Origin of the sequence: Marinomonas primoryensis, assembly GCF_013372285.1 — a bacterium.
Classification (GTDB): domain Bacteria; phylum Pseudomonadota; class Gammaproteobacteria; order Pseudomonadales; family Marinomonadaceae; genus Marinomonas; species Marinomonas primoryensis.
Map to the genome: position 1 here is coordinate 2,497,420 of NZ_CP054301.1, position 26,561 is coordinate 2,523,980.

The window sequence follows — 26,561 nt, forward strand, 5'->3', positions numbered from 1 at the left end:
AAATGCCTACCGACAAGACCGAGCGAGAAGTTATACAAGCCCGACCTACTCCCTGTCAACACAGGATATGCTCTTAATGATGACTCACAGTTTCTTGTTCATCAACAGTTTTTTCACTCGAAGGTAAGGTTTCTACCTTTTTTGGTGAAGGAATGTACTCTAAAGCAATATCCAGCACTTCATCTATCCATTTAACAGGAATGACCTCAATGTCTGCTTTGATATTATCAGGAATCTCTTTTAAATCACGAGCATTTTCTTGCGGAATAATCACCGTTTTTATGCCCCCCCTGTGAGCAGCCAAGAGTTTCTCTTTTAGCCCACCTATGGGTAACACCTCTCCGCGAAGCGTAATCTCGCCAGTCATAGCCACAGAGGCCTTAACGGGGATCTTAGTAAGCACTGAAACAATAGCAACACACATAGCAACACCAGCGCTTGGACCATCTTTTGGTGTTGCCCCTTCTGGAACATGTAAATGAAGATCCGTTTTTTCATGAAAATCTTCATCAATACCAAGACCAATTGCTCGACTTCTAACCACCGTTAAGGCAGCTTGAATGGATTCTTGCATCACATCACCAAGCGATCCGGTCTTCACATGGCGACCTTTACCAACAACGCCAGCGGCCTCAATCGTTAATAATTCACCGCCAACAGATGTCCAAGCCAACCCAGTAACCTGACCAATTTGATTTTTTTCTTCTGCTTTTCCATAACTAAATTTATGAACGCCAGAAAAATCTTCCAGATTTTCACTCGTCACTTCGACCGCTTTCAATTCTTTTTTAGAACCTAATGCTTGTCTTTTAACGACTCGACGGCAAATTTTACTAAGCTCTCGCTCTAATCCACGAACGCCAGCCTCCTTCGTGTAATAGCGAATAACATCCATTAAAGCGCCATCAGTAACCTGAATTTCACTTTCTTTAAGACCTGCCAATTTAATTTGCTTAGGCAGTAAGTAACGCTTAGCAATATTCAACTTTTCATCTTCGGTGTAACCAGGAATTCGGATTACTTCCATACGATCAAGAAGCGGCCCTGGTATATTCATACTATTGGCAGTACAAATAAACATGACATCGGAGAGGTCAAAATCGACTTCTAGATAATGATCATTAAATGTATGGTTTTGCTCCGGATCAAGAACCTCTAGTAAAGCTGACGCGGGGTCACCACGCTGATCCATGCCCATTTTATCTATTTCATCGAGCAAGAATAGAGGGTTTTTCACCTTCACTTTTGCCAACTTCTGCAGCAACTTACCGGGCATAGAGCCAATATAAGTACGGCGATGACCACGTATTTCAGCTTCATCTCGCACGCCGCCAAGCGCCATACGAATATATTTTCGGTTAACCGCTTTCGCGATAGACTGCCCCAAAGACGTTTTACCTACTCCCGGCGGCCCGACCAAACATAATACTGGCCCTTTAACTTTTTTTACACGCTGCTGCACCGCAAGAAACTCTAAGATGCGCTCTTTAACATCTTGCAGGCCATAATGATCTTGGTTCAATATTTTCTCAGCGTAAGCTAAATCATTACGCACTTTGCTGCGCTTCGTCCAAGGCAAGGACGTTAGCCAATCAATATAACCTCGAACAACCGTTGCCTCCGCAGACATTGGCGACATCATTCGCAGTTTTTTCAGTTCCGCTTCAGCTTTCTCTCTTGCCTCTTCCGACATCCCTACTTCTGTAATTTTTTCTTGAAGCAGATCTAATTCATTACCGCCATCTTCCATATCACCCAATTCTTTTTGAATGGCTTTCATTTGCTCATTCAAATAATACTCACGCTGGCTTTTTTCCATTTGTTTCTTTACACGACTACGGATGCTTTTTTCAAGATGTGCAATATCCAACTCGCCATCCATTAAACCGATAAGGTATTCTCCGCGCCCAGTCAGCGAATCAACTTCTAATACCTTTTGCTTATCTTCAAGCTTCAAACTCATATGACCAGTAATATTGTCAATCAGCTTAGAAAGGTCATCGATGGACTTTAATGACGCCACGACCTCTGCAGGAATACGTTTACTACCCGCCACATACTCGTCCAACTGCTTAAGCAGGGCGTTACGAATCACACCATGCTCTGTTTGATCTTCTTCTTGGAGGTCAAGCTCAACAACACTCCCCAAAACAAACCCATCAGCGTCTTCCATCTTTTCGAGACGGGCACGCTTAGCACCTTCCACTAAAACTTTAACCGTGCCATCAGGTAAGCGCAGCAATTGCATGACTTTCGCCGTCGTACCAATAGAATAAAGATCCTCTAATATCGGATCATCTTTAGAAGCATCTTGCTGAGCAACAAGAAAAACATATTTATCATTTTCCATCGCAGACTCTAACGCTGCGATGGATTTAGCACGACCAACAAATAACGGCAGCACCATATGGGGATACACAACCACATCACGAAGTGGCAGCATTGGCAGGAGCAAAGAATCTGACATATTTTTTTCCAATCCGGGCGCATCAGGAAAAGCGCACTTTATATTTCAACGTTGATTAGGAAAGAGATAGGGGCAAAGCCCTAAATTACAAGCGCAAGACGCATTTCAATTTAGTTTACACAAGATTATAAATACGAAACACAACAAAAAAGGCCGAAATCAAGTTATAAAACTCAAGTTCGGCCTTACACAATAACTTTGAAAAAATAAGATTTAGGCGTTTTTAGCCAACTCTTCTTTTTCTAACACCATCAAAGGCGGAGAATCACCACGAATAGAAGGACCATCCATAACAACCTTCACAACATCGTTACGAGTAGGAAGCTCATACATGCAATCCAACAAAGCAGATTCTAAAATACTACGCAACCCTCGAGCACCGGTTTTACGCTCTAACGCCAAAACAGCCGCCTCACGTAAAGACTCAGGTGTAAATTCTAACTCAACACCTTCTAACTCAAATAAATGTTGATACTGTTTTACAAGCGCATTTTTAGGCTTACTCAAAATAGTCATCAGCGCTTCTTCATCCAACTCTGAAAGCGTCGCCACTACCGGCAAACGACCAACAAATTCTGGAATCAAACCGAACTTAACCAAATCTTCAGTTTCTACACGATGAACCGCTTCAGAAAAGGATCGCCCCTCATCTTTACTTTTCACTGTCGCAGAAAAACCAATGCTACTTTTTTCCGTTCTATCACTGATAACGCGCTCTAAACCAGCAAACGCACCACCACAAATAAACAGTATATTTGACGTATCAACTTGCAAAAATTCTTGCTGAGGATGCTTACGCCCACCTTGCGGAGGAACAGAAGCAACCGTGCCTTCAATCAACTTAAGTAAAGCCTGCTGAACGCCTTCACCAGAAACATCACGAGTAATCGATGGGTTGTCAGACTTCCTAGAGATTTTGTCTATTTCATCTATATAAACAATGCCTCGTTGAGCCTTTTCAACATCATAATCACAATTCTGCAATAATTTTTGAATGATGTTTTCTACGTCTTCACCAACATAACCCGCTTCTGTGAGCGTTGTAGCATCAGCAATAGTAAAAGGTACATCCAAAACACGAGCAAGGGTTTGAGCCAAGAGCGTCTTACCACTACCCGTTGGGCCAATTAGCAATATATTACTCTTACCAAGCTCAATACTCGTATCGGTTTTACCTTGATGGCGCAATCGCTTGTAATGATTATAAACCGCCACAGCTAAGACTCGTTTCGCCTTATCTTGCCCGATAACATAATCATCCAGTGCCGCACTCAGTTTTGACGGCGTTGGCAACTCATCAGCAGACTCACCGTCTTCATTAATCTGAGAAAGCTCTTGTGTAATGATGTTATTGCATAAATCTACGCACTCATTACAAATATAGACTGAAGGCCCTGCGATAAGTTTTTTTACTTCGTCTTGACTCTTTCCACAAAAAGAGCAAAACAATAACCGATCGGAGTGGTCGCCACGGCTAAAATTATCATCCGACATTTATTCCACCCTTTTCTTAAACTTTTCGTTTTTGCAAAATTTCATCAATCAAACCATATTCTTTTGCTGTTTCCGGATTCATGAAGTTATCACGATCCGTATCGATAGCAACTTGTTCAATCGGCTTGCCTGTATGAAAAGAAATAATTTCATTCAGCTTATGCTTAATGCTTAAAATTTCACGTGTATGTATTTCAATATCTGAAGCCTGGCCTTGATAGCCACCTAGCGGCTGGTGAATCATTACTCGTGAATTTGGCAAGCAATAACGCTTACCGGTAGCACCAGCGGTCAATAATAAAGCGCCCATACTTGCCGCTTGACCAATACACATGGTACTTACATCTGGCTTAATAAATTGCATCGTATCATAGATAGACATTCCCGCGGTGACTGAACCACCTGGGGAGTTAATATACAAATGAATGTCTTTATCTGGGTTTTCTGACTCTAAAAATAACAACTGAGCCACAACCAGGTTAGCCATGTGATCTTCAACTTGACCAACCAAAAAAATCACTCGCTCTTTAAGCAAGCGCGAGTAAATATCAAATGACCTTTCTCCACGAGCAGTCTGCTCAATAACCATTGGAACAAGGCCATTACTTGTGATCGCAACTGGACCGGTAGTTGGATTCGTCAACTTCATATCGCATTCCTTAAAACAAAAAGGTCGACATAACAAATGCTATGTCGACCTTATTAAAAAGATAAGACGAGTCTTATGCTTCTTCCCCAGCCTCTTCAGCTTGGGCATTTGGCTTGATAGCGTCTTCATATCCCAATGTTACTTCAGTAACTTGGGCAGATTCTAACAGTTTATCAACAACTTGCTCTTCAAGTACAGCAGATTGCACTTGCGACATTTGTTCTTTGTTCTTTAAGTAAAAATCAATAACTTGCTGTGGCTCTTGATAAGCCTGAGCCATATCTTCCAAGAAAGCACGAACACGATCATCATCTACTTTCAATTCGTCTTTCTTAATGACTTCAGAAATCAGTAAACCAAGTTTAGCGCGTTTTTTAGCTTCATCTTGAAACAATTCTGCTGGCAACTGAGAAGCATCAAAACCCTCACCACCAAACTGACTTGCAGCTTGCTTACGAAGCGCATCTACTTCTTGATCAATCAAAGCGGAAGGCACTTCAACTTCATTGATAGATAATAAACCATCAAACAAAGCATTTTTAAGTTTTGCTTTTATTGCTTGGTTAAGCTCTCGCTCCATGTTTTTACGAACTTCAACACGTAAAGCATCAATAGTTGCGTCTGCAAGACCGAACTTTTCAACAAAAGCGTCATCTAATTCAGGTAAAATTTGCTCGGCAACCTCAGATACAGTGATCTTAAAAGTTGCTTCTTTACCCTTAAGGTTTTCTGCTTGGTAATCATCTGGGAAAGTCACAGAGATTGTACGCTCTTCACCTGCTTTAGCACCAATAACGCCAGACTCAAAGCCAGGAATCATAGTGTTAGAGCCAAGAACCAATTTGTGCGCCTGAGCAGCACCGCCTTCAAAAGCCTCGTCACCTAAGTAACCAACGAAATCGATTGTAACCTGATCGCCATCTGCTGATACGCGCTCAACGGCAGTCCATTCAGCGTTTTGTTTACGCAAAGTTTCCAACATAACATCAACGTCAGCATCGGTAACATCAGATACAACGCGATCGACTTTAATGCTGGCATTGTCAGCCAAAGTAACTTCTGGGTAAACTTCTATTTTTACGACAAACTCAAGATCTGCACCTTCAGCAAAGTTCTTAGGTTCAATTGAAGGCATTCCAGCTGGCTGGATAGATTCTTTTTGAATCGCTTCAACATAAGCATCACGCATTATTTGCTCTACAGCATCCATACGAATACCCTGACCATAGCGTTTTTTAACAACGCTAACAGGCACTTTGCCTTTGCGAAAACCATCTATACGAATAGTCTTTGCCGTTTTAGCCACTTCAGAACTTACTTTTTCGTCAACACGAGCAGCTGGAACACTAATAGTCAGAACGCGCTCGATTGGAGACGTTGTCTCTACAGAAACTTGCATAAAACTTCCTCTCGGGAACTTGCTTTAATTTGTTGGTAATCTCGTCATTAACAAGACATCTATTCAATTACTGCCAACAAAACCTAAATGAAAATTAATTAAACTAATGGACTGAAATGGTGCTCCGTACTGGATTCGAACCAGTGACCTACCGCTTAGAAGGCGGTTGCTCTATCCAACTGAGCTAACGGAACTATGTTCATTACATTTCTTGTGGTGGGCTATTATAGGGATGGAATAGCAATCGTCAACCGATAGACATAAAAAAGCCCAGTAAACTGGGCTAAAATGACTATTTGTAACTGATGAGCCGAGAATAGCTAATATTCGCCGTTCAACAGAAAAAATATCACAAAAGGAACACGGCAAATAATACAAGCAGGTCATTGTAAAAACAAGTAATATGCGCCAAAACGCATCACCTTGCACTCTTTTTGTGCAATGTGCATTAGAAGGAAGTTTTTATAATCTTTTTTAAGCTGTGATATTGTAATAACTCATCTAACCGAGCCCAGTTACTATGCCTGAACCTCTAATCTATTTTTTTCTAGCTCTAAAACGCTATGGACATCTAACAATAACACGATTCCAAAATAGCAACCTTTCACAAAAAGCAGCGCAACTTACACTCTCAAGTTTACTCGCTGCCGTCCCCATCATCACTATCATTCTTGGCATACTAAGCTTTACCCCAGCACTGGAAGCGATGCAATCCCAGCTATTTCGACTTATTGAACAACACTTAGCCCCAGGCTCTAGTGATGTAATGCTTCCTTATCTAATTAAGTTTTCAGCACAAACTAAAAACTTACCCATTGCTGGATTAGTCGCACTTTTCATCACAGCACTCCTTCTACTAAATAGCTTTGAAAGCAGCGTACAGTCAATCTGGGAAATTAGAAAAACACGTAAACTAAGAGAGCGATTATTAACCTACTGGGCCATACTCACCTTGGGACCAATTATTTTTGCAACATCGTTAAGCTTATATGGCACCCTCATATCCATCCAAATACGCAATGTAGAGACAAACCTCTGGCTTAACAGCTTATTAGAGCTAGGCAGTATTACACTCTATTTTTTAATGCTTTTAACATTGAATTTTCTGACGCCAAACGCTGATGTCTCAATCAAATGGGCTTCGATATCTGCTTTGATAGGTAGCGTTGGTCTATATATTCTAAACACCATATTCAGCTCCTTCGCCCAATTTTTTACCAGCTACCAAGTTGTATATGGAGCATTCGCCGCTATCCCTATATTTCTTGTATGGCTCCAAAGTTCGTGGCTAATAGTTCTTGCCTCGATCTGCCTTTGCGCAACGCTGCATAATATAAAAACTTAGCATCTGGTCAGGATTAATGTAAAATCCCGCAATTTTCTATAATAGGCCCCACCATGACGCAAACAATCAATGACCTAAACAAAATCTTAGATGAGGCAGATTGCTTAGTCGACGAAGCAAAACTGAATGAAGCTCTTGATAAAATGGCAGCCCAGATCACTATTGATCTTGCTGACAAACTCCCTCTCGTCTTGTGCGTTATGAATGGTGGCTTAATACCAACAGCCGCCTTAATAGAACGCCTAAACTTCCCATTAGAACTCGACTACATTCACGCAACACGCTATGGAATGGAAACCGAAGGCGCTTCTCTTAACTGGCTCAGCTACCCACAAACAAGGCTTAAAGATAGACACATTCTTGTCGTGGACGACATTTTTGACCAAGGGCACACGCTACAAGCCATTTCTCAATGGCTAGAAGCACAAGAAACAAGCAGCGTACACACAGCAACCGTCATCAACAAACTGCATGACCGAAAAACCAATATGATACCGAACTATGTCGGAACCGATGTAGCGGATAGATTTTTATTCGGCTACGGTATGGATTACAAAGGCTTTTTCCGAAACGTTAAAGGCATTTATGCCATAAAAGGCAGTTAATTCGAATACCAAAGCAAAATCGAATTAAAAAAAAGCGCTCATCATAATCATGATAAGCGCTTTTTTAATAACCAATAAAAATTAAAATACTCGATTAAAACCATTTAATGCAGCAACGCGATAGGCTTCCGCCATCGTTGGGTAGTTAAACGTCGTATTTAGGAAATATTTCAGCGTATTCTGCTCACCAGGCTGCTTCATAATAGCTTGACCAATGTGAACGATTTCAGAGGCTTGGTCCCCAAAACAATGAATCCCTAATAGCTCTAGAGTTTCTCGATGAAAGAGTATTTTCAACATCCCCACCGCTTCACCCGTAATTTGCGCTCGAGCCGTATTCTTGAAGAAAGCACGGCCCACTTCGTACGGTACTTTTTCCGCAGTAAGTTCAGCCTCAGTTTTACCAATAGAACTAATTTCAGGAATAGTATAAATTCCTGTTGGAACCTCACTAATAAACTCCGCACCTTCTGTCCCGTACATATTAGCAGCAACAGCACGACCTTGATCATAAGCAGCACTTGCTAAACTAGGCCAACCGATAACATCGCCTGCAGCATAAACATTTTCAACTTGCGTTTGGTAGGTATCATTAACGGCGAGTTGCCCACGACCATTCACTTCTAAGTCAATGGATTCTAATCCTAAATTATCTGTATTACCGGAACGACCATTACAAAATAACAAGGCATCTGCACGCAACTTTTTACCAGACGCCATATGCATGACAATTCCACGTTCAGTCGTTTCAACAGAGTCGTATGTTTCATTATGGCGGATAAGTACTCCACCATCACGTAAATGATAACTTAAGGCGTCGGTGATCTCGTCATCCAAGAAGCTAAGCAACTTTTTAGCCGGATTAATCAACTCAACACGCACACCAAGACCACAAAAAATTGAGGCATATTCACAACCAATAACACCAGCGCCATAAATGATCAAAGAACGAGGTGTGTGACTAAGACTTAAAATAGTGTCAGAACAATAAATACGAGGATGAGAAAAATCAATATTCGCAGGACGGTATGGACGAGAACCCGTTGCAATGACCACTTTATCAGCCACAAGCAACTCAGGCCCTTTCTCGTAGGTATTAACCTCTATGGTATTCGCATCTTTAAATTTGCCACGCCCGAAGTAAATATCAATTCGGTTACGCGCATAATATTCAGTACGACCCATAACTTGCTGGTCTATCACTCGGTTTGCGCGATCTAACACTTTAGGAAATGAAAACCAACGAGGCTCCCCAATATCACGGAACATAGGGTTAGTATTAAAGACAATTATCTCTTTAACAGCATGACGTAATGCTTTTGAAGGAATCGTTCCTAGATGCGTACAACTTCCGCCTACTTGTGAGCTAGCCTCAACAACAGCCACTCTTTTTCCTGCTTTTGCAGCGCTCATAGCAGCGCCTTCTCCTGCCGGACCTGTTCCTAAAACCACCACATCATAATGTCTCGTTGTCATAATACCCTCTTTACAATTCAATTATTTAGATGCGTCGTAAAACGTGTCATCAGAAACTTTCTCAACGGCACTTTCTTTCGTTTCTTTTTCGCACTTACCTTTATCGCCACCACAAATATCGCAAGCGACTTCCATACCTAAAGAACTCATACCACCGCAAGAACCAGAGATAGGCTTTCTTCCCATCAACACACCCACGGACATAGCAGCAACTAATAGAAGCATCAGGGCAAATGCCAAAACAATCGTCAACATAAGGTTTCTCCTCAAATCAAAAAATCAAAAACACCACTTATTGTAAATACGGTTTGAACGCATCCGATGGGCGCTCTTCAAAACCAAAATCCGTTTTTATCAATAAATAAGCGGCTATACCATTTTTCTGAGCAAACTCGAATCCTTTCTCAGGCCCAAGTACCGTAATTGCCGTCGCAAGACCATCGGCCATGGTTGTTGTTTTATCTACTACGGTAACAGAAACCAATCGATGTGTAATAGGTCGACCCGTTTTAGGGCTTATCGTATGAGAATAGCGTACACCATTTTTTTCAAAATAGTTCCGATAATCACCAGAGGTCGCAACAGCAACATCAGTTACCGACAGGATTCGCTCAACAATCTCATGACCACCTGCAGGACTTTCTATTGCCACTTTCCAAGATTCGCCATCAGCTTTCACACCTTTAGATAAAATTTCACCACCAACCTCAATCAAATAACTCCGCACCCCCTTACTCTGAAGCACTTGCGCAACCATATCCACGCCGTACCCTTTTGCAATAGAAGATAAGTCTACATAGATGTTTTTTTCTTTCGTCAAACGGCGACCATCAAGCTTTAAGTAATGATAACCCACGCGTGATTTTGCCTCGTCAATTAGCAACTCGCTTGGCACTTTATCTTCTCGATTTCCAGGTCCGAAGCCCCACAAGTTAACCAGAGGACCAATGGTAATATCGTACTCTCCACCACTCATTTCACTAATCAATAAAGCCTTATCAATAACATAAGCCATGTCTTCGCTAATGTTAGAAAATTGATTTTCAGGTAACTTATTAAAAACTGAAAGCTCTGAGTTTGGATCATAAGTTGACATTAGCTTGTTAACTCTTACCAAGGCAGCATCAACACCTACTTTTAAATCCGATGTTTTTTTTACATTTTCAGTAGTATAAAATTTTACTGTGTATGTAGTGCCCATTGTAGGGCCAGAGAAGCTCACCAATTCAGGAGAAAAAATGGAAAAACGATATACCGTCGCTATAACGATAAATATGAAAGCAGAAAATAGTATTTTTTTACGCATAAAAAGTCTTTCTAGTTGCCAATAAAATAAAGACCCACCAGAAGGTGGGTCTTTATTTAGGTGCTAGCCGCCGAAATCATCCAATAGAATGTTTTCTTTTTCTACACCAAGATCTTCTAACATCTTAACCACAGAAACGTTCATCATTGGAGGCCCACACATGTAGTACTCACAATCCTCTGGAGCAGGATGGTCTTTGAGGTAGTTTTCATAAAGTACATTATGAATGAACCCTGTTTTACCTTCCCAATTATCTTCAGGCTGAGGATCAGAAAGCGCCAAATGCCACTCAAAGTTCTCATTCTCTGCTTGAAGCTTATCGTACTCTTCCGTATAGAATGCTTCACGCATACTACGAGCACCATACCAAAAGGTAATTTTACGTTTTGAACTCAAGCGTTTAAGCTGGTCAAAAATGTGTGATCGCATTGGCGCCATACCGGCACCACCACCGACAAACACCATCTCTGCATCGGTATCTTTGGCAAAAAACTCACCAAAAGGACCGTATACTTTTATCTTATCACCAGGCTTAAGGCTGAATACATAAGACGACATTTGACCAGGAGGAAGATCATCTTTACCCGGTGGCGGTGAAGCGATACGGATATTAAACTTAACAATACCCCTCTCTTCAGGGTAGTTTGCCATTGAGTAAGCACGTATAACGGTTTCATCGACCTTAGAAACAAACTTCCAAAGATTGAATTTATCCCAATCACCGCGATACTCTTCTTCGATATCAAAGTCTTTGTAGTGCACTGTGTGCGCAGGTGCTTCAAGCTGAACATAACCACCAGCACGGAAGTTAACATTCTCGCCTTCAGGCAATTTTAGCGTCAGCTCTTTAATAAAAGTCGCTAAATTAGGGTTTGACTCAACGGTACATTCCCATGCTTTAACACCAAATACTTCTTCAGGCACTTCTACATCCATGTCCTGTTTCACAGAAACCTGACAGGATAAACGATAACCTTCTTTTTCATCACGACGAGTAAAATGAGATTGCTCAGTGGATAGCATTGAACCGCCACCACTCGTCACCTTACATTTGCACTGTGCACAAGTACCGCCACCGCCACAAGCAGACGAAAGAAATACGCCGCTGTTAGCCAATGTTTGCAATAACTTACCGCCCGCAGGGGCTGTTATCTCTTTTTCACCATTGATGCGAATTGTAACGTCACCAGTGCTTACCAAACGAGCACGAGCAGCAAGGATAATTGCCACTAATGCCAGTACGATAGCCGTGAACATCACCACACCCAGAATAATCTCTAAGTTGACCATGTTAGTTAAACCTTATTCTTGGTTGTCCCACTGAACAGCAAATTAAAGCTGAACACCAGAAAATGACATAAAGCCCAAACTCATCAGACCGACAGTAATAAACGTGATACCAAGACCACGTAACCCTGCAGGTACGTCTGAATACTTAAGCTTCTCCCGAATACCAGCCAGCGCAGCAATCGCTAACGCCCAACCAACACCAGCACCCACACCGTAAACAAGACTTTCACTAAAGTTATAGTCACGCTCAACCATGAACAAGGAAGCACCCAATATGGCGCAGTTCACTGTGATAAGTGGTAAAAATACACCCAATGCGTTGTATAAAGCAGGCACATATTTATCTAGTGCCATTTCTAGTATTTGAACAATAGCGGCAATAACACCGATGTAACTCAATAGACCTAGAAAGCTCAGATCAACGCCAGGTAGACCCGCCCATTCAAGAGCACCATCAACCAAAAGGTTTTGATAGAGAAGGTTATTTAATGGAACTGTAATTGCCAAAACAACAATAACAGCAATGCCCAAACCGATCGCTGTATCAACTTTTTTGGACAAAGCCAAAAAAGTACACATACCAAGAAAGAAGGCCAACGCCATATTCTCAACAAAAACGGCCTTAACGAACAAACTGATTAAATGTTCCATTTAGAACGCCTCCCTTACACGCGAATGGGCTGCAATCTTAAAGTCAGGCTCTTCAATTTGATCCGTTTTATAAGAACGCAACACCCAAATAACCAAGCCAATCACGAAGAACGCACTTGGAGGAAGCAGCATTAAACCATTAGGCTGATACCAACCGCCGTTCTGAACAGTGGCAAATATTTCAACACCAAAAAGCTTACCAGCGCCGAGTAATTCACGGAAGAAAGCAACCACGATCAACATAGCACTGTAGCCTAAGCCATTACCAATACCATCAACAAAGCTCATCACTGGACCGTTTTTCATGGCAAACGCTTCTGCGCGGCCCATTACGATACAGTTAGTGATGATAAGACCAACAAACACAGAAAGCTGCTTACTGATCTCATAAGCAAACGCTTTAAGAATTTGATCAACCACAATAACCAAAGAGGCAATAATGATCATTTGAACAATGATACGAATACTGTTTGGAATATGATTACGAATGATCGCAATAAAAAAGCTAGAAAAAGCGGTTACTAACGTTAGGGCAATCGCCATAACCAAACTAACACTTAAACTGCTCGTTACCGCCAACGCTGAACAAATACCCAAGATTTGCAAAGCAATCGGGTTATTCGCAAGAATTGGCCCAAAGAGGACTTTTCTAAATTCAGACATTATTGAACTCCTTCGCTACGAAGTTTTGCCAAGAAAGGACCAAAGCCCTCCTCACCTAACCAGTATTGAACAAGATTAGTGACACCACGACTCGTCAGGGTTGCACCAGACAAACCATCCACTTTATAAGCTGCTTTTGGATCTGAGCTATCTACACTACCTTTAACAAGATGAAGCACTGCTTCGCCTTGGTCGTCATAGACCTCCTTACCTTTCCACAACGCTTTCCAGTTAGGATTATCAACTTCCCCCCCCAACCCAGGCGTTTCACCCTGAGAATAGAAGCCAAAGCCAATCACAGTATTGAAATCGCTTTTCAATGCAATGAAGCCATACATAGTAGACCATAGGCCATAACCATGAACTGGAACAATGATTCGGTCTATATCATCACCTGATTTAACAAGGTAGACAGCTGAAAAGTTCGCGCGGCGTTTAATGCTAGCAGGATCATTCTCACCGCTCAAAGCAACAGACAACTGCGGATCTTTCGAGGCCGCTTTCTGATCATAAGTAGCAGGGTTAATACCCGCTGCTTTAATTTCAGCTTGCGTTGCGAAGGCGCCTGTTTGCAAATTAACGATGCGAGTTTCTACTGTTTCGAAAATCTCATCTACTGATTTACCAGATACAAGCATACCAGCCGAAGACAAAATGTTTCGCTTACGGTCTAGATCCTTATTAGCCTTTTGGATTGGCTTAAGCCCTACCGCTGCCACAGCAACAAAAATAGAACAAACCAAACACAAGGATAAGGCAACTATAATGGTCTTTTTAATACTATCGTTACTACTAGCCATTGCGTGCAATCCTCCGCTTAATGTTCGCCTGAATCACAAAGTGATCAATAAATGGTGCAAACAAATTCGCAAACAAAATCGCCAACATCATACCTTCTGGGTACGCTGGGTTAACAACTCGAATAAGCACGACCATTAAACCGATTAATGCGCCATAGAACCATTTACCACGATTCGTCATCGATGCAGATACTGGATCCGTCGCCATATACATCATACCAAAAGCAAAACCACCTAAAACAAGGTGCCAATACCATGGTGTAGCGAACATAGGGTTAGTATCAGAGCCAATGGAGTTAAACAATGCAGAAGTTAGTACCATGCCTAGCATAACACCAGCAACGATTCGCCATGAAGCAATTCGCATTATTAACAATACAGATCCGCCAATTAGAATCGCTAACGTAGACGTTTCACCCATTGAGCCTTGGATAAAGCCAAAGAAGGCATCAGACCAACCAACAGTCAAACCTGAAATACCATCAGCAGCAAGCTGGCTCAATGCTGTTGCACCAGAAAAACCATCAATCGCCGTCCAAACCGCATCACCAGACATAGAAGCTGGGTAAGCAAAGAACAAGAAAGCACGACCAGCTAATGCAGGGTTAAGGAAGTTCTTGCCCGTACCGCCAAACACTTCTTTTGCAAGCACAACACCAAAACTAATCCCTAAGGCAACTTGCCATAAAGGAACCGTTGCAGGTAATGAAAGCGCAAACAGAATGGAAGTAACAAAAAAGCCTTCGTTTATTTCATGCTTTCGCACAGAAGAAAACAACACTTCCCAGAAACCACCAACAGCAAACGTAACAAGATAAACAGGCAAGAAATACATTGCACCGTAAATCATGTTGTCCCATATGCTTGATGCGTCATAATTGGTCAAACCACCAATAACGGCATGACGCCAAGTGTCCGCTGGCGTAACACCCATTGCATCTATAGCGGTATTCGCCTGCAGACCAATGTTGTACATACCAAAAAACATCGCTGGAAATGTACACATCCAAACCAAAATCATAATGCGCTTCATATCAACCGCATCACGAACATGGGAGCCATTTTTGGTAACAGAACTTGGACGGTAAAAAATAGTATCTACCGCTTCAAAAAGCGCATACCACTTTTCGTATTTTCCACCTGAGTGAAACTCAGGTTCTATTTTATCGAGTACTTTTCTAAGCCCCATGAATTAACCCTCTTTCTCTATTAGAGTTAGGCAATCCCGAAGGATCGGGCCATATTCGAACTTACCTGAGCAACTGTAAGTACACAAAGCCAAATCTTCGTCATCTAACTCAAGCACGCCAAGCTTCTGAGCTTGCTCCGTATCATTCACAACCAACGCACGTAACAACTGAGTTGGCAAAATATCAAGCGGCATAACACGCTCAAAATTACCAAGTGGCAACATAGTACGATCACTACCGTTGGTCGTCGTTGTCATATCAAATGATTTTTTACCTGTGAGCTTTGACAAAAAGACATTCATAAGAGAATGTTTTTCTACACCGGCACGAAGATAATGCATCATCTGGCGCTCACGACCTTCAAGCAATACGCAGACTTGATTGTGATAACGACCTAAGTAAGAAAAAGGACCTGCAGCATTACGACCTGAAAGTACGGAACCAGAAATAACTCGGTTCTCACCGTCAGCTAATTCGCCCGCCACAAGATCTTCTAAGCTTGCACCCACTTGAGTACGAACCAATCGAGGGTTTTTAACCTGAGGTCCCGCCAATGCGATAACACGCTCAACGTTAAGTTCACCAGTAACAAAAAGCTTGCCAATAGCGACAACATCTTGGTAATTGATAGACCAAACTGTTTTTTTATCACTAACTGGATCAAGGAAATGGATATGCGTACCAGCAAGACCAGCAGGGTGCACACCAGAGAACTCTTCAACCGTTACATCTGACGTAGTCGGAATTTTAGTTCCGGTCGCTTTACAAACAAACACCTTACCCGTCGTCAAACGTGCTAATACCGTCAGGCCATCAGCAAACGCCTCAGCCTGATCTGCAAGCACAACTTCTGGAGAAGCGGCCAACGGATTAGTGTCCATAGCAGTAACGAAAATAGAGCTTGGCGCCGAAGCAATTTCAGGCACTTTCGAAAAAGGACGTGTACGAAACGAGGTCCATAGTCCAGACTCAACTAGATTATCAACCACTTTATTACGTTCTAATGATTTTAATTCAGAACCAGAATAAGCGGCAAAAGTTTCAGACTCATCACCTTCCACTCTGATAACAACAGATTGAAAAACACGTCTTTCACCACGATTGACAGCGGTTACCGTACCAGAAGCAGGAGCCGTGTATTTAACACCTTCCGTTTTCTTATCTGTAAAGATAACTTGCCCTTTCTTTACCTTATCCCCTTCCTTGACAAACATGGTGGGTTTCATTCCATGGTAATCAGGACCGATCACAGCGACTGTTCTTGCGGCAGCTGCCATCTCAATCACTTGAATGGGAGCACCTGAGATCGGAAGATCTAGGCCTTTTGAAATTTTAAACATATGTTCTGCCCAACAATAAATTGAACACAAAAAGCGTAATGTGTAATGCTCATACCCCCCTCCGGGAAAACATGTATAAGCGAACAACTAATATTAAATTAATTGTAAAACACAAACTCACTTCACCAAAAAACCGACGTATTATAAAGATCATTAACGACATTGACCAGCTCATCACGATGTCTTTAAGCGCCAACTTTTACTTAAAAGCACAAGTTTGTCTTTATTGGTTGATTTCATGTACCAAAAAGCACTTTTTTGTTTTTTTCGCTACACCCCTCAGAATTTCTCACTTCTCTGCGGTAATCGAAATAAATGAAATCCAAATTAAGCATTTAAGAGTATATAAACAGACCTCATTTTAGTGAGTTGCCATACTAGGTTGAAAACGACACAATATCGCCTAACAAATGAATAGGCTCAAAACATGGAAGCACAACTATGATTAAACCAGAAGCTCAAATTCATATTAAAAACTTACGTTTACGAACCTACATTGGATTCAATGATTCCGAAAAAAATAACAAACAAGATGTTATTATCAATGCTTGGATACACTATCCAGCTACCCAAGCCTACGATACAGATGATGTCGAAAATGCGGTAAATTACAGAACGCTTTGCAAAGAAATGATAGCTTATACTGAGAACAACCGCTTTCTTTTGCTAGAAAAGCTGACAGCAGACTTACTTGAGCTCTGCATGGCACCCAAAAATGTGACATTCGCAAAGATAGAAGTTGCTAAACCACACGCCCTGCGTTTCGCGGATTCCGTGTCCCTTACATTGTCAGCAAATAGAGAACAATAAGCCCAACATGCCACAGACAACATCAATAACGTTAAAGCCCGGCTTCAAGAATTTAATTAGTGGTCTAGACGGCAGCCGCAAAGCATTGCAGCTGCTTGCTATTGCCTCTGAGCACAGTTTGCCTATTCTCTTTATGGCCAATACGGTGGGTGAATTGAATGAGCTAGAAGACGAGCTACAATTTCTAAATCAGAACAAAAAAGAGCTACTTAGATTCAGTGACTGGGAAACACTTCCGTACGATGCTTTTTCGCCACATCAAGACATTGTTTCACAACGCTTAGAAACACTTGCTAAGCTAACAGAAACAAAGAACCCCATCATCCTCACAACCGTCGCCTCTTGCTTAACTCGGCTTTGTCCAAGACAACATCTGGACGCCCAACGCTTTCACCTAAAAGAAGGCCAAGAGCTTCCGTTAGAACAATTGTCTAAAAAGCTCACCAGCGCTGGTTACTTGAATGTGAATAACGTCCATGAACACGGTGAATACGCCATTCGCGGTGCCTTAATGGACGTTTATCCGATGGGCGCAGAAAACCCAATAAGAATCGATTGGTTCGACAATGAGATCGATTCTATTCGCTGGTTTGACACTGAAACGCAGCGTAGTATCGACAAAGTCAGCGAAATAAAAATGCTCCCTGCGAAGGAGTTTCCAACTACATCACAAGGCATACAACAGTTTCGCAAAGCCTTTCGTGAACGCTTTAATAATGCCCCGCTATCGAGCCCCATTTATCAAGACATTTCCAGCGGCCTAATACCCGCGGGGATTGAATACTATTTGCCTTTATTTTTTGAACACACCGCGACAGTATTCGACTATCTACCTGAAAATACACTCATCATTCGTTCTGATACGTTCAATGAACAGCTCGCCAGCATTCAACTCGATTTCAAAAACCGACACGAGTCACTTAATTACAATATAGAACGCCCTATTTTAAAGCCTGACGAAGTTTGCCTAAAAGAAGACGAACTGTTCGCCGCGCTTAACCAATTTCCTGCTGTGCTTTTTTCAACCTCGGGCGAACACCCACTCTATAAAGCATTAACGTCTGTAAAAATCGAATCGAAAAATACAGAGCCGCTTCACAAGCTACAAGATTATCTGAGCAAGACAGGCACCCGAACCCTCATCGTTGCTGAATCAGCAGGCCGACGAGAAGCATTATTAGAATTACTCAAAAAACACAAAATTAAACCCAAGCAAGTCAATGACTGGAAAGCCTTCACTAAGTCGACGCAATCATTAGCCATAACAGAAGGCAATATTAGCCGCGGTTTTGTCATCGGCGATGAGTTAACACTCATTGCAGAAAGCGAGATACTCGGTGAACGCGTCTCGCAACACCGAAGACGCAACAAGCACAGCAATATCAGCGAAGATGCGATTATTCGCAACCTGACGGAATTAAGAATGAACGCCCCCGTGGTGCACATAGATCATGGCGTTGGGCGTTACCTTGGCCTTACCAACTTACACATTGATGGGCAAGAAACTGAACTGCTCACACTGGGTTACGCGAACGACGCCAAACTCTACGTGCCTGTTTCTTCATTGCAGCTGATTTCTCGCTACACTGGCGCAGACGAAGATACCGCACCGCTTCATAAACTAGGCACGGACAAATGGAGTATTGCGAAACAAAAAGCCGCAGAAAAAGCCCGTGATACGGCCGCAGAGCTACTAGAAATTTACGCCCAGCGTGAAGCTCGCGTTGGTTATGCTTTCGCAAAACCAGATGATCAATATGAACTTTTTTCATCCGGCTTCCCATTCGAGGAAACGCCGGACCAGCAAATGGCCATTGATGCTGTAATGCAAGACATGTCGTCGAGAAAACCAATGGACAGATTGGTGTGTGGCGATGTGGGTTTCGGTAAAACAGAAGTCGCCATGCGTGCCGCCTTTTTGGCCGTTCAAGATGGCAAACAAGTTGCTGTTCTCGTCCCCACGACGCTTCTGGCTCAGCAACATTATGAGAACTTTTGTGATCGTTTTGCCGACTGGCCAGTTGAAATAGAACTATTATCCCGCTTTCGCTCTGGCAAACAATCCAACGTGTCTATTGACCGCCTAGAATCGGGCAAAGCTGACATTGTGATAGGCACCCACAAGCTGATACAGAGCGGCATAAAATTCGCCAATCTTGGGCTTGTCATCATAGATGAAGAACATCGCTTTGGTGTGAAGCAAAAAGAACAATTCAAGGCTCTAAGAGCAGAAGTCGACATACTGACGCTCACAGCAACACCAATACCAAGAACGCTCAACATGTCTTTGTCTGGCATTCGCGATCTGTCTATTATCGCCACACCACCAGCGAAGCGTTTATCGGTAAAAACCTTCGTAAAACAAAAAGATGAGCATCAAATAAAAGAAGCTATCCTACGAGAACTACATCGTGGCGGGCAGGTTTATTATTTACACAACGAAGTGCAAACCATTCAAAAAGCCGCCGAAGAATTAGAGGAACTCATTCCTGAAGCGCGAGTTATTGTCGGCCACGGCCAAATGCGCGAAAGAGAGCTGGAACAAGTAATGTCCGACTTCTATCACAAAAGAGCGAACGTACTCGTTTGCTCTACCATAATAGAAACTGGCATAGATATTCCTAACGCCAACACCATTATCATTGAACGTGCCGACAAGTTTGGTTTGGCTCAGCTACATCAATTACGAGGCCGAGTGGGTCGGTCTCATCACCAAGCTTATGCCTACTTACTCACACCAAATGATCGCAAGGTCACAGGCGATGCAGAAAAGCGCCTGGAAGCCATCACGCTTGCCGACACCCTTGGCGCCGGATTCACGCTAGCCACCCATGACTTAGAAATACGCGGGACAGGCGAACTGCTAGGCGAGGGACAAAGTGGTCATATCGAGCACGTTGGCTTCTCATTATTTATGGACATGCTCGACAGAGCGGTTAAATCCTTAAAAAATGGCGAGTCACCTAATGTAGACATCACCTCACCGGCGCAAACTGACGTAAACTTGCGAGTACCAGCCCTCATTCCAGAGGATTATTTAGGTGATGTACATTCCCGTCTGATTCTGTATAAACGTATAGCCAGTGCAAAAGTCAGCGAAGAACTCAAAGATCTACAAGTGGAAATGATTGACCGCTTTGGATTACTACCTGACGCGACAAAAAACCTATTTCGACAAACAGAGTTGAAACTCAAGGCCGAGAGTCTCGGCATCAATAAAATTGAAGCCAATGCGAAAGAAGGTAAAATATTCTTTAACAGCAAAACACCCGTTGACCCGATGAAATTAATTAGACTCATTCAAACAAAACCCGACATGTATAAGCTGGTAGGATCTGACACTTTAAAGTTTTTAGCTCCCATGAACAGCGCAGAAGAGCGCTTCCAACAAACGACAAAGACTTTGGAATTATTACATTGAAAACCCTGATTATTAGCCTTTTATCCCTTACTTTATTAAATACACACCTTTTTGCTGACGACGGGGAAATCAACACGGATACCGCAAGAGCCTATGAGGCCCATCTTGTGACCTTCATGTGGCCGGAAGGCCAATCTAGCGAACAAATTAACTACAAAAATGTGTTATCGACAGGAAACCTTCTACGACTAACCAAAGGCGAGGAAGACAAATTAAGTACAACCAGCAGCACGCCTGGATCTACCCCCTTTGGCAATATTGAAGAGCGACTTGGCGGACACGTTAAAATCTTAGCCAACCAACAATGGACGCTGATATTCAACCACCCTGGAGATACCATCAGCAAAACCTTCCATAGCGAGCAAGAGAAAGACGGCTATCCAGAACTTACTGGCAGCATCTCGGTAAAACTAGGACGATATTTGGAGTCAGACATCCGCTACCAGCATTATTTATTTGATAGCTTCACACAGCCAAATACCCAAGGACAAAGCGGCAAGGGATCATTTTTTTCGCAAGGGCGAAACACACTTGATACACAGACAGAGTTCAAAGAGTTTGATCCAGCATTGGTACTAGCTCTGAATCAACGCAATAAAACAGCCAGTAAAAAAGTGAATTACTTAGATCATCCAACCATTGGTACTTTGCTGTATTTTGAGCCAATTGAACTGGAAGATGCAATGGACAAAATTGCACTGCTATCGATGATGCCCGAAACTGGGAAAAGCCTGAACTATGATGAATTGCAAAGCACCAACGAGCTGTCTCTTAAATAAACAATAACAATACAAAACACATAAAAAAGGGTGAGATGCAGCGCCGCATATCACCCTTTTTCTATAGCGAGTACGTTATTAATTAATAACCTCGAGACTGAGTTAACTTCCCAATCCAAGAAACTGCTTTTTGCTCTAATGCAGAAAAGAATGACAATCCTAAACGCTCCGCCATGCCTTTTGGTTGCTTATAAACAACCTGTATCACGTCCGCATTGGCATAATGAGAAACCAAATACGCATCGCTCGTCATCACCACATCAACCAGTTTATTTTCCAATGCTTCCGAACCATACCAAGTATCACCGGTCGCAATATCTTCAATGTCTAGCTGAGGTCGCTGGCTGGAGACAAAACGTTTAAACAAACCGTGCGTGTCTTCCAAATCTTGCTTAAATTTTTCACGGCCTTCATCTGTATTTTCCCCTAACATGGTTAAGGTTCGCTTATATCGGCCAGCCGTATGGAGTTCAACATCAATCAGACTTTTATCGAGCAACCTGTGTACATTAGGAATTTGCGCAACCACGCCAATAGAGCCAAGGATAGCAAATGGCGCTGCAATAATTTTGTCGGCAACACACGCCATCATGTAACCACCACTTGCCGCGACTTTATCGACGCAAATTGTTAACGGAATATTGGCTTCACGAATACGTTGCAACTGAGAAGCCGCTAGACCATAACCATGCACGACACCACCACCACTTTCTAAACGAACCACCACTTCATCTTGTGATTTGGCCACACTTAGGATTGCCGTGATCTCTTCACGCATTGTTTCAACGGCAGAGGCTTTAATATCCCCATCAAAATCCAATACATAAAGGCGCTTTTTCTCTGCTTCGTCGGTTTTAGGTGATTTTTTCTGTGCCTTTTTCTCTAGCTTCTCCTTTTTCTTCTTTTCTTTCTCTATGCCCTTGAGTACTTTTTTGTCTAACAGCTGATGATCTAATTCAGCTTTCATTGCGTCATAGCTTTCATTCAACTTGGTAACAGATAAGCTACCGGGCTGCGATTTACGCTTACCGCTCGCAATCATCGCTAAAAGAAAACCAATCACCAAAGCGACACTAATTAACTTCAATAAAAAACCCGCATAATCAGTTAAAAATTCCAACATTACCTTCCTCTAAATAGTCATAAGCTCTTGAGATAGTGGGGCTATTTTCATCAATAGCAATGCCTATATTTATTATTCACTATAGATACTACTTACTATATGTCTTATTATCTGCACACTTTAAATCAGTGTCCCAAATAACAATAAATATAAAAGAACTAACAAGATTTTTTTACTCACGAACAAGCAGAGAAATCTTGTTATTTTTTTTGCACATTTTCAGTGCCTTCCTAAAAGGAGCAATCAATGAAACCCTCTCTATCACAAGCGTTCGGAAGGAATTTCCTCGGCGCCTCGCCACTTTGGTATAAACAAATAATCTTAGCTTTTTTGATTATCAACCCTATTGTTTTAGTTGTATTAGGGCCATTCGTTGCAGGCTGGCTATTAATTATTGAGTTTATTTTTACATTGGCAATGGCTCTAAAATGCTACCCATTGCAACCTGGAGGTTTACTTGCCATTGAAGCTGTTGTGCTTGGCCTCACCACACCCGAGGGCGTTTATACTGAAGTATCACATAACATTGAAGTTATCTTGTTGTTGATGTTCATGGTCGCTGGCATTTACTTCATGAAAGATATGCTACTGTTTATTTTTAATAAACTCTTAGTAAAAGTAAAATCCAAAGTCGTCATATCGTTAATTTTTAGCTTTTCTGCCGCCCTACTCTCTGCCTTTTTAGACGCGTTAACAGTCACGGCCGTTCTTATCAGCGTTGGTGTCGGGTTTTACTCGGTTTATCACAAAGCGGCCTCAGGTCAAAGTTCTAATAAAGCCCATGATCATGGCAAAGATGACTCCATTCTTCCGGTCAATAATGAAGACTTGAACGAGTTCCGTTCATTTCTACGAGACTTATTAATGCACGGCGCCGTCGGTACTGCTCTCGGGGGCGTATCAACCCTAGTAGGCGAACCACAAAACCTACTGATTGCCAAAGTCGCTGGCTGGGACTTTATCGAGTTCTTCCTGTATGTCGCTCCTGTCTCTATGCCTGTTTTAGTCTGTGGTTTATTAACGGTTGTTGTATTAGAAAAAACAGCCTGGTTTGACTACGGTGCGCAGTTGCCTGACACCGTTCGAGATATTCTGAACAATTTCGAGAAAGAAGAAAGTCAAAAACATACTAATAAAACGAAAGCACAACTTATTGTCCAAGGTGTTGTCGCTATCATTCTAGTGCTATCCCTCGCCTTTCATGTTGCAGAAGTCGGCTTAGTTGGTTTAATGGTCATTGTCCTATTAACGTCATTCAATGGCATTATTGAGGAACACCGCATTGGTCATGCTTTTGTAGAGTCGCTGCCTTTTACCGCTCTATTGGTGGTGTTTTTTACTATTGTATCCGTTATCCACTCTCAACATTTGTTCCAGCCAGTGATTGATGTGGTACTAAATATGCCAACAGATCGCCAGCCCATCATGCTGTTTATCGCCAATGGTTTGCTCTCGGCAATCAGTGATAACGTCTTTGTCGCCACTGTCTATATTAATGAAATTAAAGCGGCATTGGATGCTGGCACCATCACTCGCGAGCACTTTGATACGTTAGCAATTGCTGTTAATACAGGCACAAACCTTCCAAGTGTTGCCACTCCCAATGGCCAAGCAGCATTCCTATTTCTATTAACATCAGCGATTGCGCCACTACTACGCCTGTCTTACGGTAAAATGGTTTGGATGGCTCTGCCTTACACTATCGTACTGAGTATCGTCGGTGGCCTTTGCGTCGCTTACTTACTGTAGATATTCTGCGGTGCATAAAATAACAAAAAAGCCCTCTTCAGTTTGAGGGCTTTTTTATTTCTACACATTCAAAAAAAAGTAGAATTAATGCTTAATTCGCCATAAAGACTGACCTGATTTTTTATCAATTAAATCCAGTCGCTCTTCATGCGCCTTTAATTCATCTTCGCTGGCTCGAATAATTTTCAATGCGGGCCGATCTGGAGAAAAACGTCGAATTTCGCCCAATTCACCCTCTTGCTTAGAATCCGAATCTGAATTATTCGCCAATCCTAAACTGGTTTGTCCACCCGTCATCAATAAGTACACGTCAGCAAGAATCTCAGCGTCTAAGAGCGCTCCATGCAATTCTCGATGAGAGTTATCAATGCCATAACGTCGACACAAAATATTCAGATTGTTTTTCTGGCCCGGGTGTTTCTTTCGAGCATAAACCAAACTATCAAAAACACCACACACCTCAGCCGTTTTAGGATAACCGCCCACACGAGCAAATTCATGATCCATAAAGCCAATATCAAACGGGGCATTGTGAATAATAAGCTCAGCACCCTTTATAAACTCAAAAAACTCTTTCGCAATTTCATGAAAGCGTGGTTTGTCTGCAAGGTATTCATTACTGATTCCATGGACACGAAAGGCTTCTTCTTCCACTTCTCGATCGGGATTGATATACACATGAAAATGCCGCTTAGTTAGCTTACGACCAATCATTTCTACGCAACCGATCTCGATGATTCGGTGGCCTTGCTTAGGATCAATACCGGTTGTTTCTGTATCTAGAATAACCTGCCTCATGATGCGGCCCTTAGCTCTTCAATCCCTTGATTAGCCAATTGATCAGCAATTTCATTGCCTTCGATACCTGCATGACCCTTTACCCACTTCCAGGTTACATCGTGACGCTGACACTGTTCATCCAACGCCTGCCATAAGTCTTTATTTTTGACGGGCTGTTTTGAGGACGTCATCCAGCCTTTTCGTTTCCAGCCAGCCAGCCATTCTGTAATGCCTTTTTGAACATAAGACGAATCGGTATACAGTGTCACGGTGCATTTTTCCTTTAATGCCCGAAGCCCTTCTATTGCGCCTGATAACTCCATCCGATTATTCGTTGTATCATGCTCGCCACCACAAAGGTGTTTTTCATGTTCTCCGAAGGTAAGCCAAGCTCCCCAACCACCGATCCCTGGATTGCCCTTGCAAGCACCATCTGTGTACATCTCTACCTTTTTCACTCTTTCATCTCTTTTGCGGTTGGTTTTGTTAAGGGGGGCACTCGAACACGAGCACCCGACCATCGAGGTTTTAAGGGTATATAACGCTTTTCCTGCTTTGTTGCCGTCATGACATAAACGCCACTAAAAGGCAGTTTAAGAGGACTCAATATTTTATCGATCCAGCTAAAGCGCGACCGCCACTTGCCACTTTGCAATGGCGGTTCATAATGAATAAAACGTTTTGTCTCCAAGGTCAAGCCAGCTACTTTCAACCAATCTTCTAAACGTTGATGGGCAATAAAGCGGCCACACCAAGGCGCTTTTACACGTTTTGAAAACAGTCGGCAAAATCCCCATAAGCCCCAAGGATTAAAACCAATAATAATTAATTTACCGCTCGGCAATAAAGTTCTTGCTGCTTCCCGTAAATCATCATGAGGCGTGGCTGAAGTATCTAATGCATGATGAAAAACATGAACGTCAACGCCATCTGCCTCAAAAGGCAATTCACAGGCTCTAGCCACAATAGTATTATCGGGGGCACCAAATTCTAGAACAGGCGCAATTAAAATACTCTCGCGTAAGCGGTGATTCTTTAAAGAGAAGTCCTTAAGAGGTGATTGCGTGACTAAATAGTAACCCACCGAGGAGTCGAGCTCAGAGGCAACCTCATCCAGCTCTAATTGCAACAGATTATGGCCTAGGTTACTTTTGTACCAATTTTGAAAAAATTGTCTTGATTGATCATTCAACATACAATGAATTCTCTATTTAAAACGGCATG

At 42.3% G+C, this 26,561-nt stretch carries 23 protein-coding genes and 1 tRNA gene; 6 read left to right on the forward strand and 18 right to left on the reverse strand.

The features are described 5' to 3' along the window. Positions 1-73: 73 nt before the first annotated feature. The 5 genes from lon to MP3633_RS11610 form a co-directional block, all read right to left on the reverse strand. Positions 74-2,467: an endopeptidase La gene (lon, locus tag MP3633_RS11590; RefSeq protein WP_176335661.1), complete on the reverse strand. Its 2,394-nt coding sequence runs from the start codon at positions 2,465-2,467 to the stop codon at positions 74-76. Between the two features lie 213 nt (positions 2,468-2,680). Next, positions 2,681-3,961, reverse strand: coding sequence for an ATP-dependent protease ATP-binding subunit ClpX (gene clpX / locus MP3633_RS11595; protein ID WP_112138028.1), 1,281 nt, complete (start codon positions 3,959-3,961; stop codon positions 2,681-2,683). Positions 3,962-3,977: 16 nt separating this feature from the next. Then, positions 3,978-4,610: an ATP-dependent Clp endopeptidase proteolytic subunit ClpP gene (gene clpP / locus MP3633_RS11600; RefSeq protein WP_112138026.1), complete on the reverse strand. Its 633-nt coding sequence runs from the start codon at positions 4,608-4,610 to the stop codon at positions 3,978-3,980. Between the two features lie 73 nt (positions 4,611-4,683). Then, positions 4,684-6,009, reverse strand: coding sequence for a trigger factor (gene tig / locus MP3633_RS11605; RefSeq protein WP_176335662.1), 1,326 nt, complete (start codon positions 6,007-6,009; stop codon positions 4,684-4,686). 117 nt (positions 6,010-6,126) lie between these two features. Continuing rightward, a tRNA-Arg gene (locus MP3633_RS11610) sits at positions 6,127-6,203 on the reverse strand. A 326-nt stretch (positions 6,204-6,529) separates the two neighbouring features. On the opposite strand from MP3633_RS11610, the gene MP3633_RS11615 reads away from it, so the two are divergent. Then, positions 6,530-7,354: a YihY family inner membrane protein gene (locus MP3633_RS11615; RefSeq protein ID WP_112138022.1), complete on the forward strand. Its 825-nt coding sequence runs from the start codon at positions 6,530-6,532 to the stop codon at positions 7,352-7,354. A gap of 53 nt (positions 7,355-7,407) precedes the next feature. Continuing rightward, entirely contained in the window at positions 7,408-7,959 is a 552-nt protein-coding gene (locus tag MP3633_RS11620; protein ID WP_112138020.1) for a hypoxanthine-guanine phosphoribosyltransferase, read from the forward strand. An 81-nt stretch (positions 7,960-8,040) separates the two neighbouring features. Here MP3633_RS11620 and sthA read toward each other — a convergent pair whose 3' ends face one another. From sthA to MP3633_RS11665, 9 genes are all read right to left on the reverse strand, one after another. After that, positions 8,041-9,435 carry a Si-specific NAD(P)(+) transhydrogenase gene (gene sthA, locus MP3633_RS11625; protein WP_112138019.1) on the reverse strand — a complete coding sequence of 465 codons (1,395 nt, stop codon included), beginning with the start codon at positions 9,433-9,435 and terminating at the stop codon, positions 8,041-8,043. Between the two features lie 21 nt (positions 9,436-9,456). Continuing rightward, complete coding sequence (gene nqrM, locus MP3633_RS11630; protein WP_176335663.1) at positions 9,457-9,690, reverse strand: (Na+)-NQR maturation NqrM; 234 nt, start codon at positions 9,688-9,690, stop codon at positions 9,457-9,459. A 37-nt stretch (positions 9,691-9,727) separates the two neighbouring features. Then, on the reverse strand, positions 9,728-10,741 hold the full coding sequence (locus MP3633_RS11635; RefSeq protein ID WP_176335664.1) for an FAD:protein FMN transferase: 1,014 nt from the start codon (positions 10,739-10,741) through the stop codon (positions 9,728-9,730). A gap of 63 nt (positions 10,742-10,804) precedes the next feature. Beyond that, positions 10,805-12,031 (reverse strand): NADH:ubiquinone reductase (Na(+)-transporting) subunit F, encoded by a 1,227-nt coding sequence (gene nqrF, locus MP3633_RS11640; RefSeq protein ID WP_176335665.1) that lies wholly within the window; start codon positions 12,029-12,031, stop codon positions 10,805-10,807. A gap of 42 nt (positions 12,032-12,073) precedes the next feature. Further along, positions 12,074-12,682, reverse strand: a complete 609-nt coding sequence (gene nqrE / locus MP3633_RS11645; RefSeq protein WP_112138012.1) for an NADH:ubiquinone reductase (Na(+)-transporting) subunit E — start codon at positions 12,680-12,682, stop codon at positions 12,074-12,076. After that, positions 12,683-13,345 carry an NADH:ubiquinone reductase (Na(+)-transporting) subunit D gene (locus MP3633_RS11650; RefSeq protein WP_112138011.1) on the reverse strand — a complete coding sequence of 221 codons (663 nt, stop codon included), beginning with the start codon at positions 13,343-13,345 and terminating at the stop codon, positions 12,683-12,685. Beyond that, entirely contained in the window at positions 13,345-14,145 is an 801-nt protein-coding gene (locus tag MP3633_RS11655; protein ID WP_112138009.1) for a Na(+)-translocating NADH-quinone reductase subunit C, read from the reverse strand. Before MP3633_RS11655 ends, MP3633_RS11650 begins: the two co-directional genes overlap by 1 nt. Continuing rightward, positions 14,138-15,334 (reverse strand): NADH:ubiquinone reductase (Na(+)-transporting) subunit B, encoded by a 1,197-nt coding sequence (locus MP3633_RS11660; protein ID WP_176335666.1) that lies wholly within the window; start codon positions 15,332-15,334, stop codon positions 14,138-14,140. The genes MP3633_RS11655 and MP3633_RS11660 overlap by 8 nt, the downstream gene beginning before the upstream one ends. A 3-nt stretch (positions 15,335-15,337) precedes the next feature. Next, positions 15,338-16,675, reverse strand: a complete 1,338-nt coding sequence (locus MP3633_RS11665) for a Na(+)-translocating NADH-quinone reductase subunit A (RefSeq protein WP_176335667.1) — start codon at positions 16,673-16,675, stop codon at positions 15,338-15,340. Positions 16,676-17,116: 441 nt separating this feature from the next. Here MP3633_RS11665 and folX point away from each other — a divergent pair, with 441 nt between their 5' ends. From folX to MP3633_RS11680, 3 genes are read left to right on the forward strand one after another with little or no spacing between them, the layout of a single operon-like run. Beyond that, on the forward strand, positions 17,117-17,485 hold the full coding sequence (gene folX, locus MP3633_RS11670; RefSeq protein ID WP_112138002.1) for a dihydroneopterin triphosphate 2'-epimerase: 369 nt from the start codon (positions 17,117-17,119) through the stop codon (positions 17,483-17,485). A 7-nt stretch (positions 17,486-17,492) separates the two neighbouring features. Next, positions 17,493-20,906 carry a transcription-repair coupling factor gene (gene mfd, locus MP3633_RS11675; RefSeq protein WP_176335668.1) on the forward strand — a complete coding sequence of 1,138 codons (3,414 nt, stop codon included), beginning with the start codon at positions 17,493-17,495 and terminating at the stop codon, positions 20,904-20,906. After that, complete coding sequence (locus MP3633_RS11680; RefSeq protein ID WP_176335669.1) at positions 20,903-21,685, forward strand: hypothetical protein; 783 nt, start codon at positions 20,903-20,905, stop codon at positions 21,683-21,685. Before mfd ends, MP3633_RS11680 begins: the two co-directional genes overlap by 4 nt. 82 nt (positions 21,686-21,767) lie before the next feature. On the opposite strand, the gene sohB is transcribed toward MP3633_RS11680, so the two are convergent. Next, a complete protein-coding gene (gene sohB / locus MP3633_RS11685; protein ID WP_423794645.1) occupies positions 21,768-22,808 on the reverse strand; it encodes a protease SohB in 1,041 nt (346 codons plus the stop codon). A gap of 246 nt (positions 22,809-23,054) precedes the next feature. Between sohB and nhaB the strand changes: the two genes are divergently transcribed. Beyond that, positions 23,055-24,557, forward strand: a complete 1,503-nt coding sequence (nhaB, locus tag MP3633_RS11690; RefSeq protein WP_112137995.1) for a sodium/proton antiporter NhaB — start codon at positions 23,055-23,057, stop codon at positions 24,555-24,557. A gap of 84 nt (positions 24,558-24,641) precedes the next feature. On the opposite strand, the gene dnaQ is transcribed toward nhaB, so the two are convergent. Genes dnaQ through MP3633_RS11705 form a run of 3 tightly spaced genes read right to left on the reverse strand, consistent with a single transcriptional unit; the run spans position 24,642 to position 26,532 of the window. Then, complete coding sequence (gene dnaQ, locus MP3633_RS11695) at positions 24,642-25,355, reverse strand: DNA polymerase III subunit epsilon (RefSeq protein ID WP_112137993.1); 714 nt, start codon at positions 25,353-25,355, stop codon at positions 24,642-24,644. Then, on the reverse strand, positions 25,352-25,795 hold the full coding sequence (rnhA, locus tag MP3633_RS11700; protein ID WP_217909006.1) for a ribonuclease HI: 444 nt from the start codon (positions 25,793-25,795) through the stop codon (positions 25,352-25,354). The genes dnaQ and rnhA overlap by 4 nt, the downstream gene beginning before the upstream one ends. Continuing rightward, positions 25,792-26,532 carry a class I SAM-dependent methyltransferase gene (locus tag MP3633_RS11705; RefSeq protein ID WP_176335670.1) on the reverse strand — a complete coding sequence of 247 codons (741 nt, stop codon included), beginning with the start codon at positions 26,530-26,532 and terminating at the stop codon, positions 25,792-25,794. The genes rnhA and MP3633_RS11705 overlap by 4 nt, the downstream gene beginning before the upstream one ends. Positions 26,533-26,561 lie beyond the last annotated feature (29 nt).

Coding starts and splice junctions, on each gene's coding strand:
- lon (WP_176335661.1), bottom strand. CDS start 2,467: ATGTCAGATTCTTTGCTCCTGCCAATGCTGCCACTTCGTGATGTGGTT.
- clpX (WP_112138028.1), bottom strand. CDS start 3,961: ATGTCGGATGATAATTTTAGCCGTGGCGACCACTCCGATCGGTTATTG.
- clpP (WP_112138026.1), bottom strand. CDS start 4,610: ATGAAGTTGACGAATCCAACTACCGGTCCAGTTGCGATCACAAGTAAT.
- tig (WP_176335662.1), bottom strand. CDS start 6,009: ATGCAAGTTTCTGTAGAGACAACGTCTCCAATCGAGCGCGTTCTGACT.
- MP3633_RS11615 (WP_112138022.1), top strand. CDS start 6,530: ATGCCTGAACCTCTAATCTATTTTTTTCTAGCTCTAAAACGCTATGGA.
- MP3633_RS11620 (WP_112138020.1), top strand. CDS start 7,408: ATGACGCAAACAATCAATGACCTAAACAAAATCTTAGATGAGGCAGAT.
- sthA (WP_112138019.1), bottom strand. CDS start 9,435: ATGACAACGAGACATTATGATGTGGTGGTTTTAGGAACAGGTCCGGCA.
- nqrM (WP_176335663.1), bottom strand. CDS start 9,690: ATGTTGACGATTGTTTTGGCATTTGCCCTGATGCTTCTATTAGTTGCT.
- MP3633_RS11635 (WP_176335664.1), bottom strand. CDS start 10,741: ATGCGTAAAAAAATACTATTTTCTGCTTTCATATTTATCGTTATAGCG.
- nqrF (WP_176335665.1), bottom strand. CDS start 12,031: ATGGTCAACTTAGAGATTATTCTGGGTGTGGTGATGTTCACGGCTATC.
- nqrE (WP_112138012.1), bottom strand. CDS start 12,682: ATGGAACATTTAATCAGTTTGTTCGTTAAGGCCGTTTTTGTTGAGAAT.
- MP3633_RS11650 (WP_112138011.1), bottom strand. CDS start 13,345: ATGTCTGAATTTAGAAAAGTCCTCTTTGGGCCAATTCTTGCGAATAAC.
- MP3633_RS11655 (WP_112138009.1), bottom strand. CDS start 14,145: ATGGCTAGTAGTAACGATAGTATTAAAAAGACCATTATAGTTGCCTTA.
- MP3633_RS11660 (WP_176335666.1), bottom strand. CDS start 15,334: ATGGGGCTTAGAAAAGTACTCGATAAAATAGAACCTGAGTTTCACTCA.
- MP3633_RS11665 (WP_176335667.1), bottom strand. CDS start 16,675: ATGTTTAAAATTTCAAAAGGCCTAGATCTTCCGATCTCAGGTGCTCCC.
- folX (WP_112138002.1), top strand. CDS start 17,117: ATGATTAAACCAGAAGCTCAAATTCATATTAAAAACTTACGTTTACGA.
- mfd (WP_176335668.1), top strand. CDS start 17,493: ATGCCACAGACAACATCAATAACGTTAAAGCCCGGCTTCAAGAATTTA.
- sohB (WP_423794645.1), bottom strand. CDS start 22,808: ATGTTGGAATTTTTAACTGATTATGCGGGTTTTTTATTGAAGTTAATT.
- nhaB (WP_112137995.1), top strand. CDS start 23,055: ATGAAACCCTCTCTATCACAAGCGTTCGGAAGGAATTTCCTCGGCGCC.
- dnaQ (WP_112137993.1), bottom strand. CDS start 25,355: ATGAGGCAGGTTATTCTAGATACAGAAACAACCGGTATTGATCCTAAG.
- MP3633_RS11705 (WP_176335670.1), bottom strand. CDS start 26,532: ATGTTGAATGATCAATCAAGACAATTTTTTCAAAATTGGTACAAAAGT.